General features: G+C 28.8%; 13 protein-coding genes and 4 tRNA genes. All 17 read right to left on the bottom strand.

Annotated features, from left to right (window positions below):
* Positions 1-2 precede the first annotated feature (2 nt).
* The 17 genes from pta to ACH5BK_RS10815 all read right to left on the bottom strand — a co-directional run bounded on the left by pta (position 3) and on the right by ACH5BK_RS10815 (position 16048).
* The gene (gene pta / locus ACH5BK_RS10895) at positions 3-998 is read right to left on the bottom strand and encodes a phosphate acetyltransferase (protein ID WP_404307288.1); all 996 of its coding nucleotides are present in this window, start codon (positions 996-998) and stop codon (positions 3-5) included.
* Between the two features lie 319 nt (positions 999-1317).
* Positions 1318-1938 (bottom strand): 3'-5' exonuclease, encoded by a 621-nt coding sequence (locus ACH5BK_RS10890; RefSeq protein ID WP_404307286.1) that lies wholly within the window; start codon positions 1936-1938, stop codon positions 1318-1320.
* Positions 1931-3772 (bottom strand): putative nucleotidyltransferase substrate binding domain-containing protein, encoded by a 1842-nt coding sequence (locus tag ACH5BK_RS10885; RefSeq protein ID WP_404307284.1) that lies wholly within the window; start codon positions 3770-3772, stop codon positions 1931-1933. Before ACH5BK_RS10885 ends, ACH5BK_RS10890 begins: the two co-directional genes overlap by 8 nt.
* A 182-nt stretch (positions 3773-3954) precedes the next feature.
* Positions 3955-5604: a cation acetate symporter gene (locus tag ACH5BK_RS10880; RefSeq protein ID WP_404307282.1), complete on the bottom strand. Its 1650-nt coding sequence runs from the start codon at positions 5602-5604 to the stop codon at positions 3955-3957.
* Complete coding sequence (locus ACH5BK_RS10875; protein ID WP_404307280.1) at positions 5604-5918, bottom strand: DUF485 domain-containing protein; 315 nt, start codon at positions 5916-5918, stop codon at positions 5604-5606. Before ACH5BK_RS10875 ends, ACH5BK_RS10880 begins: the two co-directional genes overlap by 1 nt.
* A gap of 351 nt (positions 5919-6269) precedes the next feature.
* Positions 6270-7919, bottom strand: a complete 1650-nt coding sequence (locus ACH5BK_RS10870; protein ID WP_404307278.1) for a cation acetate symporter — start codon at positions 7917-7919, stop codon at positions 6270-6272.
* The gene (locus tag ACH5BK_RS10865) at positions 7919-8233 is read right to left on the bottom strand and encodes a DUF485 domain-containing protein (protein WP_404307276.1); all 315 of its coding nucleotides are present in this window, start codon (positions 8231-8233) and stop codon (positions 7919-7921) included. Before ACH5BK_RS10865 ends, ACH5BK_RS10870 begins: the two co-directional genes overlap by 1 nt.
* 227 nt (positions 8234-8460) lie before the next feature.
* Positions 8461-9093 carry a 3'-5' exonuclease gene (locus tag ACH5BK_RS10860; protein WP_404307274.1) on the bottom strand — a complete coding sequence of 211 codons (633 nt, stop codon included), beginning with the start codon at positions 9091-9093 and terminating at the stop codon, positions 8461-8463.
* Positions 9093-10907 carry a DUF294 nucleotidyltransferase-like domain-containing protein gene (locus ACH5BK_RS10855; RefSeq protein ID WP_404307272.1) on the bottom strand — a complete coding sequence of 605 codons (1815 nt, stop codon included), beginning with the start codon at positions 10905-10907 and terminating at the stop codon, positions 9093-9095. Before ACH5BK_RS10855 ends, ACH5BK_RS10860 begins: the two co-directional genes overlap by 1 nt.
* 94 nt (positions 10908-11001) lie before the next feature.
* The gene (locus ACH5BK_RS10850; RefSeq protein WP_404307270.1) at positions 11002-12897 is read right to left on the bottom strand and encodes a sodium:solute symporter family protein; all 1896 of its coding nucleotides are present in this window, start codon (positions 12895-12897) and stop codon (positions 11002-11004) included.
* Between the two features lie 13 nt (positions 12898-12910).
* Positions 12911-13165: a DUF4212 domain-containing protein gene (locus ACH5BK_RS10845; protein ID WP_404307268.1), complete on the bottom strand. Its 255-nt coding sequence runs from the start codon at positions 13163-13165 to the stop codon at positions 12911-12913.
* 178 nt (positions 13166-13343) lie between these two features.
* Positions 13344-14006 carry a response regulator transcription factor gene (locus ACH5BK_RS10840; RefSeq protein WP_404307266.1) on the bottom strand — a complete coding sequence of 221 codons (663 nt, stop codon included), beginning with the start codon at positions 14004-14006 and terminating at the stop codon, positions 13344-13346.
* Positions 13987-15570 carry a cache domain-containing protein gene (locus ACH5BK_RS10835; RefSeq protein ID WP_404307264.1) on the bottom strand — a complete coding sequence of 528 codons (1584 nt, stop codon included), beginning with the start codon at positions 15568-15570 and terminating at the stop codon, positions 13987-13989. Before ACH5BK_RS10835 ends, ACH5BK_RS10840 begins: the two co-directional genes overlap by 20 nt.
* Before the next feature lie 113 nt (positions 15571-15683).
* Positions 15684-15760, bottom strand: a tRNA-Asp gene (locus tag ACH5BK_RS10830).
* A 17-nt stretch (positions 15761-15777) separates the two neighbouring features.
* Positions 15778-15853 (bottom strand) — tRNA-Val (locus tag ACH5BK_RS10825).
* A gap of 28 nt (positions 15854-15881) precedes the next feature.
* Positions 15882-15956: transfer RNA gene (locus ACH5BK_RS10820), tRNA-Glu, on the bottom strand.
* Positions 15957-15972: 16 nt separating this feature from the next.
* Positions 15973-16048, bottom strand: a tRNA-Lys gene (locus ACH5BK_RS10815).
* Between the last annotated feature and the right edge of the window lie 49 nt (positions 16049-16097).

Below are 16097 nucleotides of genomic sequence, written 5' to 3'. Positions count from 1 at the left end.
AATTATTTAATTTGAGTTGCTGTAATAGCTACTAAGTTTGCGATATCATCAACTGAACAACCTCTTGAAAGGTCATTTACAGGTTTTGCTAAACCTTGAACAACTGGTCCATGAGCTGCAGCACCTGCAAATCTTTGAACTAATTTATATCCAATATTTCCTGATTGTAAATCTGGGAATACAAGAACATTTGCTTTACCAGCTACTTCTGAACCTGGTGCTTTTTTAGCTCCAATTGCTTCAACAATTGCTGCATCAGCTTGCATCTCACCGTCAAATGAGAAGTCAACATTTCTTTCTTGTAAAATATCAACAGCGTATTGTACTTTATCAACTAATGGATGATTTGCACTACCTTTTGTTGAAAATGATAACATAGCAACTCTAGGGTCTAACCCAACTACAGAATTAGCAGTTGCAGCAGTTGCACAAGCAATATCAGCTAATTGTTCTGCATTTGGTTCTGGAATAACTGCACAATCTGCAAAAAGAATTAAACCATTGTCTCCAAACTTTCCATCAGCAGTTTCCATAATAAATGCAGATGATACAGTATTGATACCAGGTGCAGTTTTAATAACTTGAATAGCAGCTTTTAAAACATCAGCTGTAGGAGAGTTAGAACCTGCAACTAAACCATCAGCATCTCCAAGTCTAACCATCATACAACCAAAGAATCTAGGTTCATTTAACATGATTTCAGTAGCTTCTTCTCTTGTTAAACCTTTCTTTTTTCTAAGTTCAACTAACTCATCAATATATTTATCAATGTTTTCAAACTTTCTAGGGTCAACAATTGTTGCTCCTTCAATATTTGCATCACATGATGAAGCATCAGATTTGATTGTTTCTTCATTACCTATTAATACAACATTTGCAGTTTTCTCTTCAAGAACTTTTTGAGTAGCTTTTAATACTCTTTCATCTTCTGTTTCTGGAAGAACGATAGTTCTTAACTGTAACTTTGCTTTTTCTTTAATGCTTTTAATTAAACCCATTAAGTTATCCTTTCTACTTTAAAAACTTGTGAAAGATTATAATTTATAACCATAGCAAAAAAATAGCATTGGTTTATAATCTTGATCATTTATATTGTATATTATATTTTTCGAAAAGTACATAAAATATACATAATATTTGATAAAAAAAGAAAATGTGCAGAATCGTAATAAAATATGCTCTAAATGGCTCTTAAGTGTTATATTTTACTTTATTAATGTACAGTTATTGTACAAAATGAATAAAAAGTTAACGTTTTAAGTATCTACCAAAAGTAAATGTAACACTTTTGGTAGTTTAGCATAGTTTAAGTTTTCTTTATTGTATTTTTAGTTTTGGAATATTTTTTAATTTTAAAAATATTAACGAAGTCATAAGTGCATCATTATATGCATCATGTTTTCCCATAACAGGAATTTGTAATTCATTCATAATTGTGTCAAATCTTAAATCTATATTTCCTTGTGGTATAGCTTCTATTTTATAGTCATGATAGACTGCTGATACTTCAATTCTTCTATTAGGTAGTGTAATTCCAAGTTTTGGCTTTATATATTTGTTAATCATAGCAATATCAAATTCTAAAAAATATCCTACTAATGTTCTATTTCCAATATAATCTAAAAATTCATATATTACATCATTTATATCTTCTGCATCTTCTAAATCAATTTCTCTGATATGATGAACTTTAATAGCATCTTCTTGTAGCTTTGTTTTAGGTTTGACAAATTTAACAAACTTTTTACTTGAAACTACTGTATTATTTTTTATTATAACTGCACCAATAGATACAATTTCATCTACTTTTGGATCTAATCCTGTAGTTTCACAGTCAAAACAGACATACTCTTCCTCATGAGGAGCATCAAACAAATGCAAATACTTCTCATTATTTAGATTTTTTTTATTAAAATAGTTTTTTATACTTCTAAACATAGTTCAACTTAAAATGATATTCTAATTTTTTCTTCAATTTATTAATAATTTTAAAAGAGTCTTTTAATAAATCTTTTTGCATTGTATTTAGATCATCTGGATTAATATAATTATTAATAGTTTCTTTCTTATCTATTTTTTCAAGGTTTGACTTTAATTTTAGGTTTGATAAGAAATTAAATGCCATTATAATTTCTTGGGAAAACTCATCATCTAATACACCTAAATCTTTTAGTGCTTTTACTCTCTTAATAGTATTAGTATTAAATAGTTTTTTTTCTAAACATAAGGCTCTTATACTTTGAACTAAAATAAAAATACCACCTTTTTTGATATCTATTTCATTTTTATGTTTTTTATCATTACTATCAAATACAAAACCATCAAAGAATCCAAGAGGTACATCAAAGTTCATTATTACTTTTGCAAATTGCGAATTAAATGTTTGTGTATCTCCTACTACTTTAAATAAGTACTCTTTTAAATCTAAAATTATTTGTTTTTCACCTGCTACACAAATAGAATCATAAAATATTGCAGTATTCATCATATTGTCAGGGTTTGGTTCATTTACCCATGAATATATTAAATTTTTAAATTCTTTAATTTTTCTTGTCCAGTAAGGGTTTGATACCATAATATTCCCTTCACATCTTGGAAAACCAAAATCAACTAAAGTTTCTGTAAAATTATGAGTAAACTCTTTTAGTTTTTCATCACTTATTTCACAATCATCACTTAGTATTAAAGCATTATCTTGGTCTGTTCGTAGTATTTGTTCGGCTCGTCCTTCACTTCCCATCACTACTAAACATGATTTGCCAATTAATTCATCAGGAGCTAAGAAACTAAATAGTTTTGCTAGAAGTTTTTTATTTAGTTGATTTATCAATTTAGAAATAAACTCTATTTTCACACCTTTTGCATTTAAAGATTTAACAATTTTTATAAAAGATAAAGACGCTTGTTTTAATTCTTCAATAGTTTCAGCTTTTATGATTTCATTTGAAACTGAAAAAGTATTTGTTGCGAAAAATGATGATAAAGAAATTTGATCTAGTATTCCAGTTATTTCGTCTTTATTATTTTTTACAACAACTCTTTTTAGACCATGTTTAGCCATGATAAGTTGTGCATTAAATAAAAAGTCATCTTCATTTACATATACTAAACCTTTTGAAGCAATTTTTATAATCTTATCATCAAAATCCATTCTGTTTAAAATTACTTTTTGTCTAAAGTCAGAATCAGTAACAATATACATCTCATTATTTTCATCTTTTAATAATAATGTAGGTACTTTTTCATCTTTTATTATTGTTGCTGCTTCAAAGATTGTTTTTGTTGTATCTGTAATTACTGCTCTATGGATATTTGCATCTTTTACTTTTGCTACCATGATGTTAGCTATTTCTTTATTTTTCTCTTGATTTACATGATTGTTTAATTTTTGAGATATTGATTGAAAAAAATAGCTTTCTAAATTTTGATTTTCATGGAGTGTTTTTATAAATATTTCTCTTGGTAAAGAGTAACAAATAGTTTCTTGTGCAGTTACAAAAGTATGTTTACAATAGTTCTCAATTAACGATATGGGATCAAATATTTCATTTTTTGAAAAAATTGATAATACTTCATCTTCATGCTTTTCTTGAACAATACCTTTTAACACAAAATATAAAAATTTTGGTTCTTGCCCTTGCTTTTGTATAATTTCATCTTTTTTAAAATATACAATATCAATATGTTCTGAAAAATCATCTACTTGAACTTTAGTTAAGTGTTCAAAAGGATGAATTGAACTTAAAAATGCTTTTTGTTCTAATATACTCATTTATGTTTCCTAATTTCACTTTATATATTTTAGCTAATAAAAAATAAAATAATAATTACTAGAATTAAATAGTGTTAAATATTATATAAGTAAATTTTATAGTAATGTTATAAGTTAAATTTTAAAATTTGTAGTTAATAGTAAATATCAAAGAAGAATACTTCTTTGATATTTTAAAAGGCCTAGTGATCAACAGCACCAGCTGCACCGATACCAGTATTTGCTCTAATATTCTGAGCTTTAAATAATTTTTTCTCCGCTTTCCCTTTTTCTGAATTATCAGTTTTTGAGAAAAACCAAATAGCAACAAATGCAATTGTTACAGAGAATAGTGCAGGGTGTTTATAAGGGAATAATGCTTGCTCATTTCCTAAAATCTGTACCCATACAATTGGTCCAACGATTACAAGAGTAACAGCAGAGATAAGACCACATAAACCACCTAAAAATGCTCCTCTAGTTGTCAGTTGAGACCAATAAATAGATAAGAATAAGATTGGGAAGTTAGCAGATGCAGCAATACCAAATGCAAGACCAACCATATAAGCAATATTTTGTTGTTCAAATGCAATACCTAAAGTAACACCAACAATACCAACTACAATAACTGTATATTTAGATACTTTAACAACTTGCTCATCTGTAGCTTTAGTATTAATTACATTTGCATAAAGGTCATGTGAAATTGCTCCCGCTGCTGATAATGTAAGACCAGAAACAACTGCTAAGATTGTAGCAAATGCAACAGCTGAAATAAATCCTAAGAATGCATTACCACCTAACATGTGTGATAAGTGAATAGATGCCATATTATTTCCACCAAATAGTTTACCATCAACATAGTATGCAGCACCTGCATCAGAGTTTAAGAATGCAATAGCACCAAAACCAACAATTGTAATGATAATCCAGAAGTAACCAATAAAACCAGTTGCATAAACAACAGATTTTCTAGCTTCTTTTGCATTTCCAACCGTAAAGAATCTCATAAGTACGTGTGGAAGACCAGCAGTACCAAGCATTAAAGCCATCCCTAAAGAAATAGCAGAGATAGGATCTGAAATAAATCCACCTGGAGCTAAAATAGACTCACCAGCACTGTGGTTTTCAACTGCTTTAACAGCTAAAGATTCAAAACTAAAGTCAAAGTGGTATAAAATCATTATAGCCATAAATGAAACACCAGATAAAAGTAAACAAGCTTTAATAATTTGAACCCAAGTAGTTGCAAGCATACCCCCAAATGTTACATAAATAATCATCATAACACCAACAAGGATAACAGCATACTCATACTCTAATCCAAATAATACTTGAATTAATTTACCAGCACCAACCATTTGTGCAATAAGATATAAAACAACAACTGAAATAGTACCAAATGCAGCTAATGTTCTAATTTGCTTTTGACCAAGTCTGTATGCAGCAATATCTGTAAATGTAAACTTACCTAAGTTTCTTAACTTCTCTGCCATAAAGAAAAGAATAATTGGCCAACCAACTAAGAATGATACAGCATAGATAACTCCATCATAACCTTTCATATAAATAAGACCAGATACACCTAAGAATGCAGCTGCTGACATATAGTCACCTGCAATTGCTAAACCATTTTGGAAACCTGTAATTCCTCCACCAGCTGTATAAAAGTCACTTGCTGATTTTGTTTTTTGTGCAGCCCAGTATGTTAAACCTAATGTTCCTAAAATAAATATAAAGAACATAATAATTGCTGGAATATTTAATTCTCTTTTTGTAGCTTCAAAAGATGCATCACCTGCTGCAAATGCTGATAAAGCAATAACTGAAATAATCGCTAAAATTCTAAACATTACACTAAATCCTTTACATCTTCTTTAATTTCATTTGTTAGATCTTCAAACTCCCCATTTGCTCTTCTAACATAAATCACTGTTGTGATAAAACTGATAATTAAAATAGCTAATGCAATAGGAAATGCAATAGTTGTCATACCTTCACCTATTTTAGTCGCTAAAATCTCTTTGTTAAATGCAATTGTTAATATATATGCATAAAACATTACTAATACAAAAATTCCTAATTTGATACCAAAACTATTTCTTTTTGAAACTAGTTCCTGATACTTAGGGTTATTGTCAATCCTCTCTACTAACTTTTCATTCATTCTGCTTCCTTTTTTTATTGTATAAACTAGTCATACAAAAAACTAATTCTCATTGTTACTAAAGCTAATTTTTTTATAGCAATAAAGTAGCAAATAAGAAAAATCACTATCTATTATACATTTTAAAAATTATTTGTGAAGGAAAAAAATTGATTAAATATGTAAATAAAATGTAAAAAATGTAGAAAAGTAACAAAAAAAGCAATTATTATGTATTGATATTAATTATAATATTTAAGGTTTTTTTTATAGTTTCAATAAGTTTCATAAAAGTTATATTTATAATGGGATAATTAGTAATACTTATATTTTAAGTGTTACTAAAGAGAAAAAATCTCTTTAGTAATTGGTTTAGTGATCAACTGCTCCTGATGCACCAATACCTGTTTGTGCTCTAACATTTTGTGCTTCAAATAATTCTTTTTCATCTTTTGCTCTTTGTGAATTATCTGTTTTAGAGAAGAACCAAATAGCAATAAATGCAATAGTTACTGAGAATAGTGCAGGGTGTTTATAAGGGAATAAAGCTTCTTCATTTCCTAAAATTTGTACCCATACAATAGGACCTACAATAACTAAAACAACAGCTGTTAATAGTCCAATGAATCCACCAAGATATGCACCTCTTGTTGTTAATCCTTTCCAATAAATAGATAAGAATAAAATAGGGAAGTTAGCTGATGCAGCAATAGCAAATGCAAGACCAACCATAAATGCAATATTTTGATTCTCAAATGCAATACCTAATACAACACCTATAATACCAATTGTAATAACTGCTATTTTAGAAACTTTAATTTCTTGTTCTTCTGTAGCATTTGGGTTTATTACACAAGCATAAATATCGTGTGAAATTGCAGATGCACCTGCAAGTGTAAGACCTGCAACTACAGCTAAAATTGTAGCAAATGCAACAGCTGAAATAAATCCTAAGAATACATTACCACCTACAATATGAGATAAGTGAATAGCAGCCATATTATTTCCACCAAATAATTTACCATCAACAAAATATGCAGCTCCTGCATCAGAATTTAAGAATACAATTGCACCTAGTCCAATAATAGCAATTACTAAATAGAAGTAACCAATAAAACCAGTTGCATAAACAACAGATTTTCTAGCTTCTTTAGCATTTCCAACTGTAAAAAATCTCATAAGTACATGAGGAAGACCAGCAGTACCAAGCATTAATGCTAATCCTAAAGAAATAGCAGAAATTGGATCAGAAATAAATCCTCCTGGTTCCATAATTGCTTGACCTTTTTCATGAGTTTCAACTGCTTTTGTAGCTAAGGCTTCAAAAGAGAATCCAAAATGGCTTAATACCATGAATCCCATAAATGAAACCCCTGATAATAATAATACTGCTTTAATAATTTGAACCCAAGTAGTAGCTAACATACCACCAAATGTTACATAGATAATCATCATTACACCAACAAGAATTACAGCATATTCATACTCTAATCCAAATAATACTTGAATCAGTTTACCTGAACCAACCATTTGTGCAATTAAATATAAAGTTACAACTGACAGAGAACCAAATGCAGCAAGAGTTCTAATCTCTTTTTGCCCAAGTCTGTAAGCTGCAATATCAGCAAATGTGAATTTACCTAAGTTTCTTAATTTTTCAGCCATTAAGAATAAAATTACAGGCCATCCAACTAAGAATCCAACTGCATAAATTAATCCATCATAACCACTTAAGTAAACAAGACCAGAAATACCTAGGAATGATGCTGCTGACATATAGTCACCTGCAATAGCCATACCATTTTGGAAACCAGAAATTCCTCCACCTGCTGTATAAAAATCACTTGCAGATTTAGTTTTTTTAGCTGCCCAATATGTAATACCTAAAGTACCACCAACAAAAATAAAGAACATAATAATTGCTGGAATATTTAGTTCTCTTTTTGATGCTTCGAAATTTGCATCTCCTGCAGCAAATAATGCCACAGCAAAAATTGAAATTAGTGCTATAATTCTAAACATTACATAATATCCTTTACATCATCTTTTATTTCATTAGTTAAGTCTTCAAACTCACCGTTTGCTCTTTTAACATAAATTAATGTTGTAATAAAACCAATTATGATAATTGCAGCAGCCACTGGGAATGCATAAGTCATAACACCTTCACCTGTTTTTATACCAAGTAATGTTGGATCAAATGCAATAGTTAAAATATATGCATAAAACATTACCAATACAAAAATTGCCAATTTTAGAGAGAATGCATTTCTCTTTTGTACCAACTCCTGATATTTAGGGTTGTTTTTGATTCGTTGTACTAACTCATCGTTCATTTTGCCTCCTTAGTTATTTTATTTAAATTAAAACACTAAATTCACTGAAAATAGCGAAAATAGCATTAATGTAGCATTTAAATAAAAATAAGATTAATTATACATATATAAATTTATAAGGAAATATCATTTATGTAATTTAAGTGTAATTTAATTAGAAATATTTGTAAGTGTAACTTTTAGAAGCTAATAAAAAGAGAAATTAATAACGTTTTAAATTCTCTTTTTTAATTAGTATAGAATGTAGTTTTTGCTGGAGTTAAATCTTTTAGTTTAATAAACATCATTGAAGTCATAATTGCATCATTTAGTGCATCGTGTTTTCCAAGAGGTGGTAAATCTAATTCCTTCATTATGGTGTCAAACTTTAAATCAATAAATTCATATTCACTAGATTTTTTTCTAGTTTTATAAAACATTGATGAAACTTCTATAGTTTCATTTGGTAAGGAAATACCAATATATTTTTTTGTATATTTTGAAATCATAGCTACATCAAATTTTATATAATAACCAACAATTGGACGATTACCTATAAAGTCAAGAAGTTCATATATTGCATCTTTAGGATCAATGGCATTTTGTAAATCAATAGGTCTTATATGATGAATTTTTATAGATTCTGCATCAATTTTTATTGAAGGCTTTACAAAGATATTAAGAGTTTTTCTCATTAAAATCTTATTTCCTTTTATTATAACTGCACCAATTGAAAGAATCTCATCTTTTTTGGGGCTTAATCCTGTTGTTTCACAGTCTAAACAAACATATTCATCTTTTTTAGGTTCATCAAAAAGATATTCATATTTTTTATCTTTTAAAGATCTTTTTTTCCAGTTCTTAATAAAATTTGTAAACATTATGAAATCTTATCAATTTTAAATGTATAGTTTATAAACTTTTTGAAGTCTATGACAATTTTGAATGAATCTTTTAGTAAATCTCTTTCTATTTTACCAAGAGCATGAGTATCAATCTCATTGCTAATTTCTTTGTTTTCTTGTAAGTAACCTAAATGTGCATTTAGTCTTAAAGTATTTACAACATCAAAAGCTTCAAGAAGTTCAGCAGCTCTATCTTTCTCTAATATTTTTCTTTGTTCTAGTATTTTTATTCTTCTTACAGTTGTAGTCTCTCTAATCCTTTCTCTTAATGCTAAGCTTCTAATTCCTTGTACAATTGGGAAAACTGCAGTCTTTTTAATATCGATTGTGTGTTTTTTTGTCATAAAATTTGCTACTGTACTTGGTGTATCAAAAGTTAAAGTAGCTTTTGCAAAATAAGCCATAAATACATCTTTATCATGAAGCTTATTGAATAAATCGTCTTTTAAATTTATTAGAAGTTCTTTATCTCCTGCAACGGCAAAAGAATCGAAGAAAATTGCTAAATCCATATAGTTTTGCATATCAGGAGCTTCAATCCATCTTGCAGTCTCTTTTTTATAGTCATTAACTGTTTTACACCAAAATGGATTTGATACCATTATATTTCCTTCACATGGAGGATAACCAAAATCAATTAAAGTTTCTGTCATCTTTTCCATATAAGGTCTATATTGTTCAACATCAATACCATCATTTATTACTAAAGCATTATCTTGATCTGTTTTAATAATTTGTTCATTTCTTCCTTCACTTCCCATTACAATAAAGCAAGCATTTTTTTGTAGTTCTTCTGGAACTATTAACTTAAAAAGTTTTTTGTATACTTTAGTATTTAATTGACCAATTAAATTAGAAATATGGTGTACTTTTACACCTTTTGCTTGAAGTGATTTAATAATATCTAATAAATCTTTACTTGCATTTTTTAAATCTTGAATTGTTTTAGATTTTTTTATTTGTGTATCAACAATATATGTATTGTTGGCAAAATGAGAAAGAACATCAATTTGTTCTAGTATCCCTTGCATTTCTCCTTGGGAGTTTATTACACCAACTCTTTTTATATTTCTTTTTATTAAAACAGATAGTGCATCAAATAAGTAATCATCATTAAATACAGTCATTAAAGGAAATATTGCAATATCTTTAACAGGAATACTTAAATCTCTTCCTTCAAGTAAGACTTTTACTTTTAGTAAAGAGTCAGTAATTATCCCATACTCTTCATTTCTTTTAACAATAATTGTAGAAGTTTTGTATTCCATAGATTTTTCAATAGCATCAAGAAGTTTAGTATTTTCTTCAACTATACATGCATCGTGTACTAAAGCATCGTCAACTTTAGCAATCATAAAAGAAGATAATTGTGAAGTATATTCTTTATCTTTTAAGGTTTTAATTCTATTTACTAAATTTTCTAAAAAAAAGTCTTTAAAAGCTTTATTATTTTCTATTAAATTTAAAAAAGCTTTTTTTTCTAATTCATAGCATATTAAATCCTCATGAACTTTAAAAGTGTTTTTACTTTCTCCATAAATTAAGGAGTTTGCATCAAAGGAGTCTTGCTGATGATAGTCCATTACAACTTCATCTTCTTTATATTCATAAACTGTTCCTTTTATGATAATAAAAAAATAGTTTGGGATTCTTTCAGGAGTTATTAAAATTGAATCTTTTGCATAATAAGCTATGTCCATGTGTTTTATGCAAATGTCAAGTTGTTCTTGTGATAATACTTCAAATGGGTGTATATTTGATAAAAATGCTTCTTGATCTTGTAGACTCATGTAAAAAATCCTTGATAGTTAGTGTTTTTTTATATTAATAAAATAGTAACATAAAAAAACACTAAAAGTATACCCAAGGGTATACTTGTTAGTTTTAGTGATCTACAGCCTCACCAGCTCCTGAAGGGATTCTGATTTTCTCTACTAGATCTTGAATTTCTTGTGGTGGTTCTGGTGTCATTCTAGAAACAACTACTGCCACGATTAAGTGAAGTAATGTACCAATTGTACCAATACCAGTTGGATGAATTCCTAAGAAGTAATCTTTTGGATCTCCACCTAAGAATACGAAGTAAATAATGTAACCGAATGTGAAAATTAAACCAGTTAAAATACCTGCAATCGCACCTTCTTTGTTCATTCTCTTATCAAATACCCCAAGGATAATTGTAGGGAAGAATGCTGCCGCTGCTAAACCGAATGCAAATGCAACAACTTGTGCAACAAATCCTGGAGGGTTAATTCCTAAGTAACCAGCAACACAAATTGCAGCTACCGCTGAAATTCTTGCCCACATTAACTCTGTTTTCTCATTTAATGTAGATTTACCAGTCTCTTTATCTTTAAATAATACTTGTCCCATTAAGTCATGAGAAATTGCAGAAGCAATTACAAGTAATAAACCTGCTGCTGTAGATAATGCTGCTGCAAGACCACCAGCTGCAATAAATGCAATTACCCAGTTAGGTAAGTTTGCAATTTCAGGGTTAGCAAGTACCATAATATCTCTATCAACGTATAACTCATTTGCAATTCCATTACCTTTAGCTAATTCAGCTTCAGATGCAGGTCCAACAGGATTTGTAGTTAATCTATGACCATCTTCTGCTCTTTTATCACCATCGAATGCAGGCTTACCTTTAGCACCTTCGAAAGCTTTTCCAGTAGCATATTGGATTTTACCATCGCCATTTCTATCGTTCCATGCGATTAATCCACCATTTTCCCAAGTCTTAAACCAGTTACCATCATTTGGTGTACCATCATCATGTTTTAGTTCACCTGCAACAAATGCTTTATACTCAGTATTTTGTAAGTTTTTAATTAAGTTCACTCTTGAGAATGAAGACACAGCTGAAATAGTTGTATACATTAATGCAATAAAGATTAACGCCCAACCAGCAGAAATTCTAGCATCTTTAACAGTTGGAACTGTAAAGAATCTAACAATAACGTGTGGTAAACCAGCAGTACCTAGCATTAATGCAGTAGTTAACATAAACATATTCCATAAGTTACCTGGTTGAGTATACTCATTGAATCCTAAATCAGAAACAGCGGTATCTAAAGCATGCAATAGATAGGTACCTTCTGGGATTGTTTGTACTCCTGTATCAAATGCAAATGTAGTTTGACCGAAAATACCTAATTGTGGTAAGAACGTATCAGTAACTTGTAATGATAAGAAAATTGCAGGAATCATGTATGCAAAAATCATTACTACATATTGTGCAACTTGTGTATATGTAATACCCTTCATACCACCTAAAACTGAGTAGAAGAATACAATTGCCATACCAATTAATACACCTGTATTTACATCAACTTGTAAGAATCTTGAGAATACGATACCAACACCTCTCATTTGTCCAGCAACATAAGTAAACGAAACGAAGATTACTGAAATAACCGCAACTAATCTTGCTGTATCAGAATAGTATCTATCTCCAACAAAATCAGGAACTGTAAATTTACCAAATTTTCTTAAGTAAGGTGCTAATAACATTGCTAGTAGAACGTATCCACCAGTCCAACCCATTAAGTAAGCACCACCATCAGAACCTTTAAATGCGATAATACCTGCTAAAGAGATAAATGATGCAGCAGACATCCAATCCGCAGCAGTTGCCATACCATTTGCTACAGGATGTACTCCTCCACCTGCAACATAAAAGTCTTTAGTTGATCCAGCTTTTGCCCAAAGTGCAATACCAATATAAATTGCGAATGAAATACCTACGAATAGGTAAATTAATGATTGTAATTCCATCTTTTCTTTCTCCCTATTCGTTTACGCCGTATTTTTCATCGATACTTGTCATAACCTTTACATAAACAAAGATTAAGATAACAAATACGTAAATTGCACCTTGTTGTGCAAACCAATAACCTAATTTAACACCACTAATTTCAATAGCGTTAAGTTCATTAATGAATAAAATTCCACATCCGAAAGAAACAATAAACCAAACTACTAATAGTTTAAGAATCATTGAAATATTTTCTTTCCAGTATGCTTGTGCTTTTTCTGGACTCATATTCTGCTCTCCTTATTGATTTTGACATTAAACTTAATATGTTTAATAATCTAACATTGAAAGTATAATAAGTGTAGATAGCAAAAAGGTAGCAATTGAAAAAAAAATTTTTAAAGTTTATTTGAACGTAGGATTAGCGTAGCAAAATGGCTTTTAAAAAGCCATTTTATGGGAATTTTTAAGAAGAGTAATATCTGTCAATTTTGTAGCCAAGACCTCTGATGTTTTTTATAAAATCTTCTTTTAATGCTTTTTTTAATCGTGAAATTTCTGCTCTAATAGTTGGATTGTCAATATTTTCTCCATCCCAAATATCAATTCTAAATCTTTCAAAGTCAACAATCATATTTATATTAAGAGCTAAAATATGAATAATTTCTAATTGTTTTTTTGTTAAACTTTGTGGTTCTCCACTAAAATATAGAGTTTGTTTGTCTTTTGAGTAAGAATAGTTTTCAGAAAATCTAATATGAGAAGTATTATTTTGTTCTTTTTTTAATATCAGGTTTATTTTTATCCCTAATTCTTCTAAGTGGAAGGGCTTTTTTAGATATTCTCTTGCTCCTAATTCATAAGCTTTTGATATATCTTCTATGTCAATAAGTGCAGATATAAATATTGTTGGAATAAATATCTTTTTTTTGTTTAAATCTTCAAGTATTGTAAATCCATCTTTTGAAGGAACATTAATATCTAATATTAATAAATCAAAAGAACTATCAATATTATCAATTGCATCTTGACCATCAGTAAAGTTTTCTACCATGTGTCCAATATTCTTTAAATATTCACATATTGCGTTATTTAACATTAATTCATCTTCAAGTAGTAGTATCTTCATTTATTTTAAACCTATAAGTAAATTTTGTTTCTTTTTCATTAGACTTTAGTGTTATAGTAACATTATTTTTATCACAAATTTCTTTTACTATTTTTAAACCTAAACCAAAGCCACCTCTTGCATTGTTTTCTCTATAGAAATCATCAAAGATTTTATTTTCATATTCAATCTGTTTTGAATTTGTTGTTACTGAGAATTCAACTTCAATATCGTTTATATAATCAAGTCTAACAAATATAGGAGATTTTGGATATGAATACTTTATTGCATTTGATAAATTATTATCTATTACTCTTTGTAATTCTGTTTTATTAAATTTAATATATATATCTTCTTCTATATTATTAATAAAATATAGTGAATTTGAAACTGCAATTTCATCAAAAAAATCTATTCGATGAAGTAGGATACTAGAAAACTCCAAATATTCTTTTTCATAAATAACTCTATCTTTTTTTATTAAATATGAAAGATCATCATATATATATTGAATTATTTTTGCACCAGATTCAATGTGAGTAATATATTTATTGTTTGGAGTATTCATTTTTAGTAAATCTATATTCGTTTGAATTATTGATAAAGGCGTGTTTATTTCATGTACAGAGTTTTTTATAAAGTCTTTTTGTGATTGAATAAGTTTTGTTAATTCTTTTGTTTTTTCATCTACTTTATACTCTAGATTTTTATTTAAGTCTTCAAGCATGTGTGTTTTAAGTTTAATATTATTCATTGCATCTGTTGCATAGTTTGCAATAATCTTAAATTCACCAAAGATAATTCTATTTTGATTAATAGGTTCATCATTATTTTGTGATTCTTTAAAATACTTACCTATTTCTTTTACATCATTCACAATTAATATTGTCGCATTTTTATAAATAAAAATAGAGTAAAGAACTAGCATTATTGTTAAAGATGTTATTTGAAGTGTATAATCAGACATTTTTTGATTGTATTCTTCATTTTTCATTCTAACTAACTTATCAATTTCATCTAAATATACACCTTTTCCTATTGTCCAGTTCCAATGTTTATATGAATTAGAATAAGATATCTTATTAGCATTTTTTGCTATGTTTGGTTTATACCAAGAATACTCAACATAACCACCCATATATTTTTTAGAATTATCAATTAGTTCTTTAATTACAAGCTTACCATTTCTATCTTTCATATTAATTCTATTTTTGCCTATATCTTTTTTGGCAACTGGATGAAAAAGTAGGGTACCATCAAAATTATAAATAAAAATATAGTCATTTATATTTTTTGATTTTTTCATTTGTGAAATTGCTTCAAGTACTTCTTCTTGTATTTGTTTCTCAGGTTTAATATTTTTATATTTTTGATGATAATACTCTATAAAACTAATTACTGAATTAATATCATTTTTTAAAAGTTCTTTTTGATTCTTAGTAAAGTCTTCTTTTAATGCTACTATCTTTTCTTGTAATTCTTCATGAGCATTATCTATAATAATAAAAGTAAAAAATGAAATAAGTACAACAATAAATAAAATACTATAAACGATAAGGTGATATAAACTTTTTGCTTTAAACATATATTTTGTGCTTCCTAAAATAAACTATAATAGAATAGCTTTTTTTTTATAAAATAATACTTTGAAGTGATATTTGATTTGATATTAAAAAGTAAGTGGGAAGTTTTAAATCATGGCGCGGATGACGAGACTCGAACTCGCGACCTCCTGCGTGACAGGCAGGCATTCTAACCAACTAAACTACATCCGCATGATTTATTATATTAATGGTGGTCGATATAAGACTCGAACTTATGACATCTACCTTGTAAGGGTAGCGCTCTACCAACTGAGCTAATCGACCGAAATTATAAAATATTTTGAAATTGTAATGGTGACCCCTAGGAGACTCGAACTCCTGTGGCATGGATGAAAACCATGAATCCTAACCGCTAGATGAAGGGGCCAACAATGAAAAAATAATGGTGACCCGTGAAGGATTCGAACCTTCGGCCACCTCCTTAAAAGGGAGATGCTCTACCAGCTGAGCTAACGGGTCAATAAAAAGTGGCGCGGATGACGAGACTCGAACTCGCGACCTCCTGCGT

It is taken from the genome of Arcobacter sp. YIC-80 (assembly GCF_044841725.1).
GTDB lineage: Bacteria > Campylobacterota > Campylobacteria > Campylobacterales > Arcobacteraceae > Arcobacter_B.
Note: the sequence above shows the minus strand (reverse complement) of the source record. Positions and strands in the feature narration are given on the sequence as shown.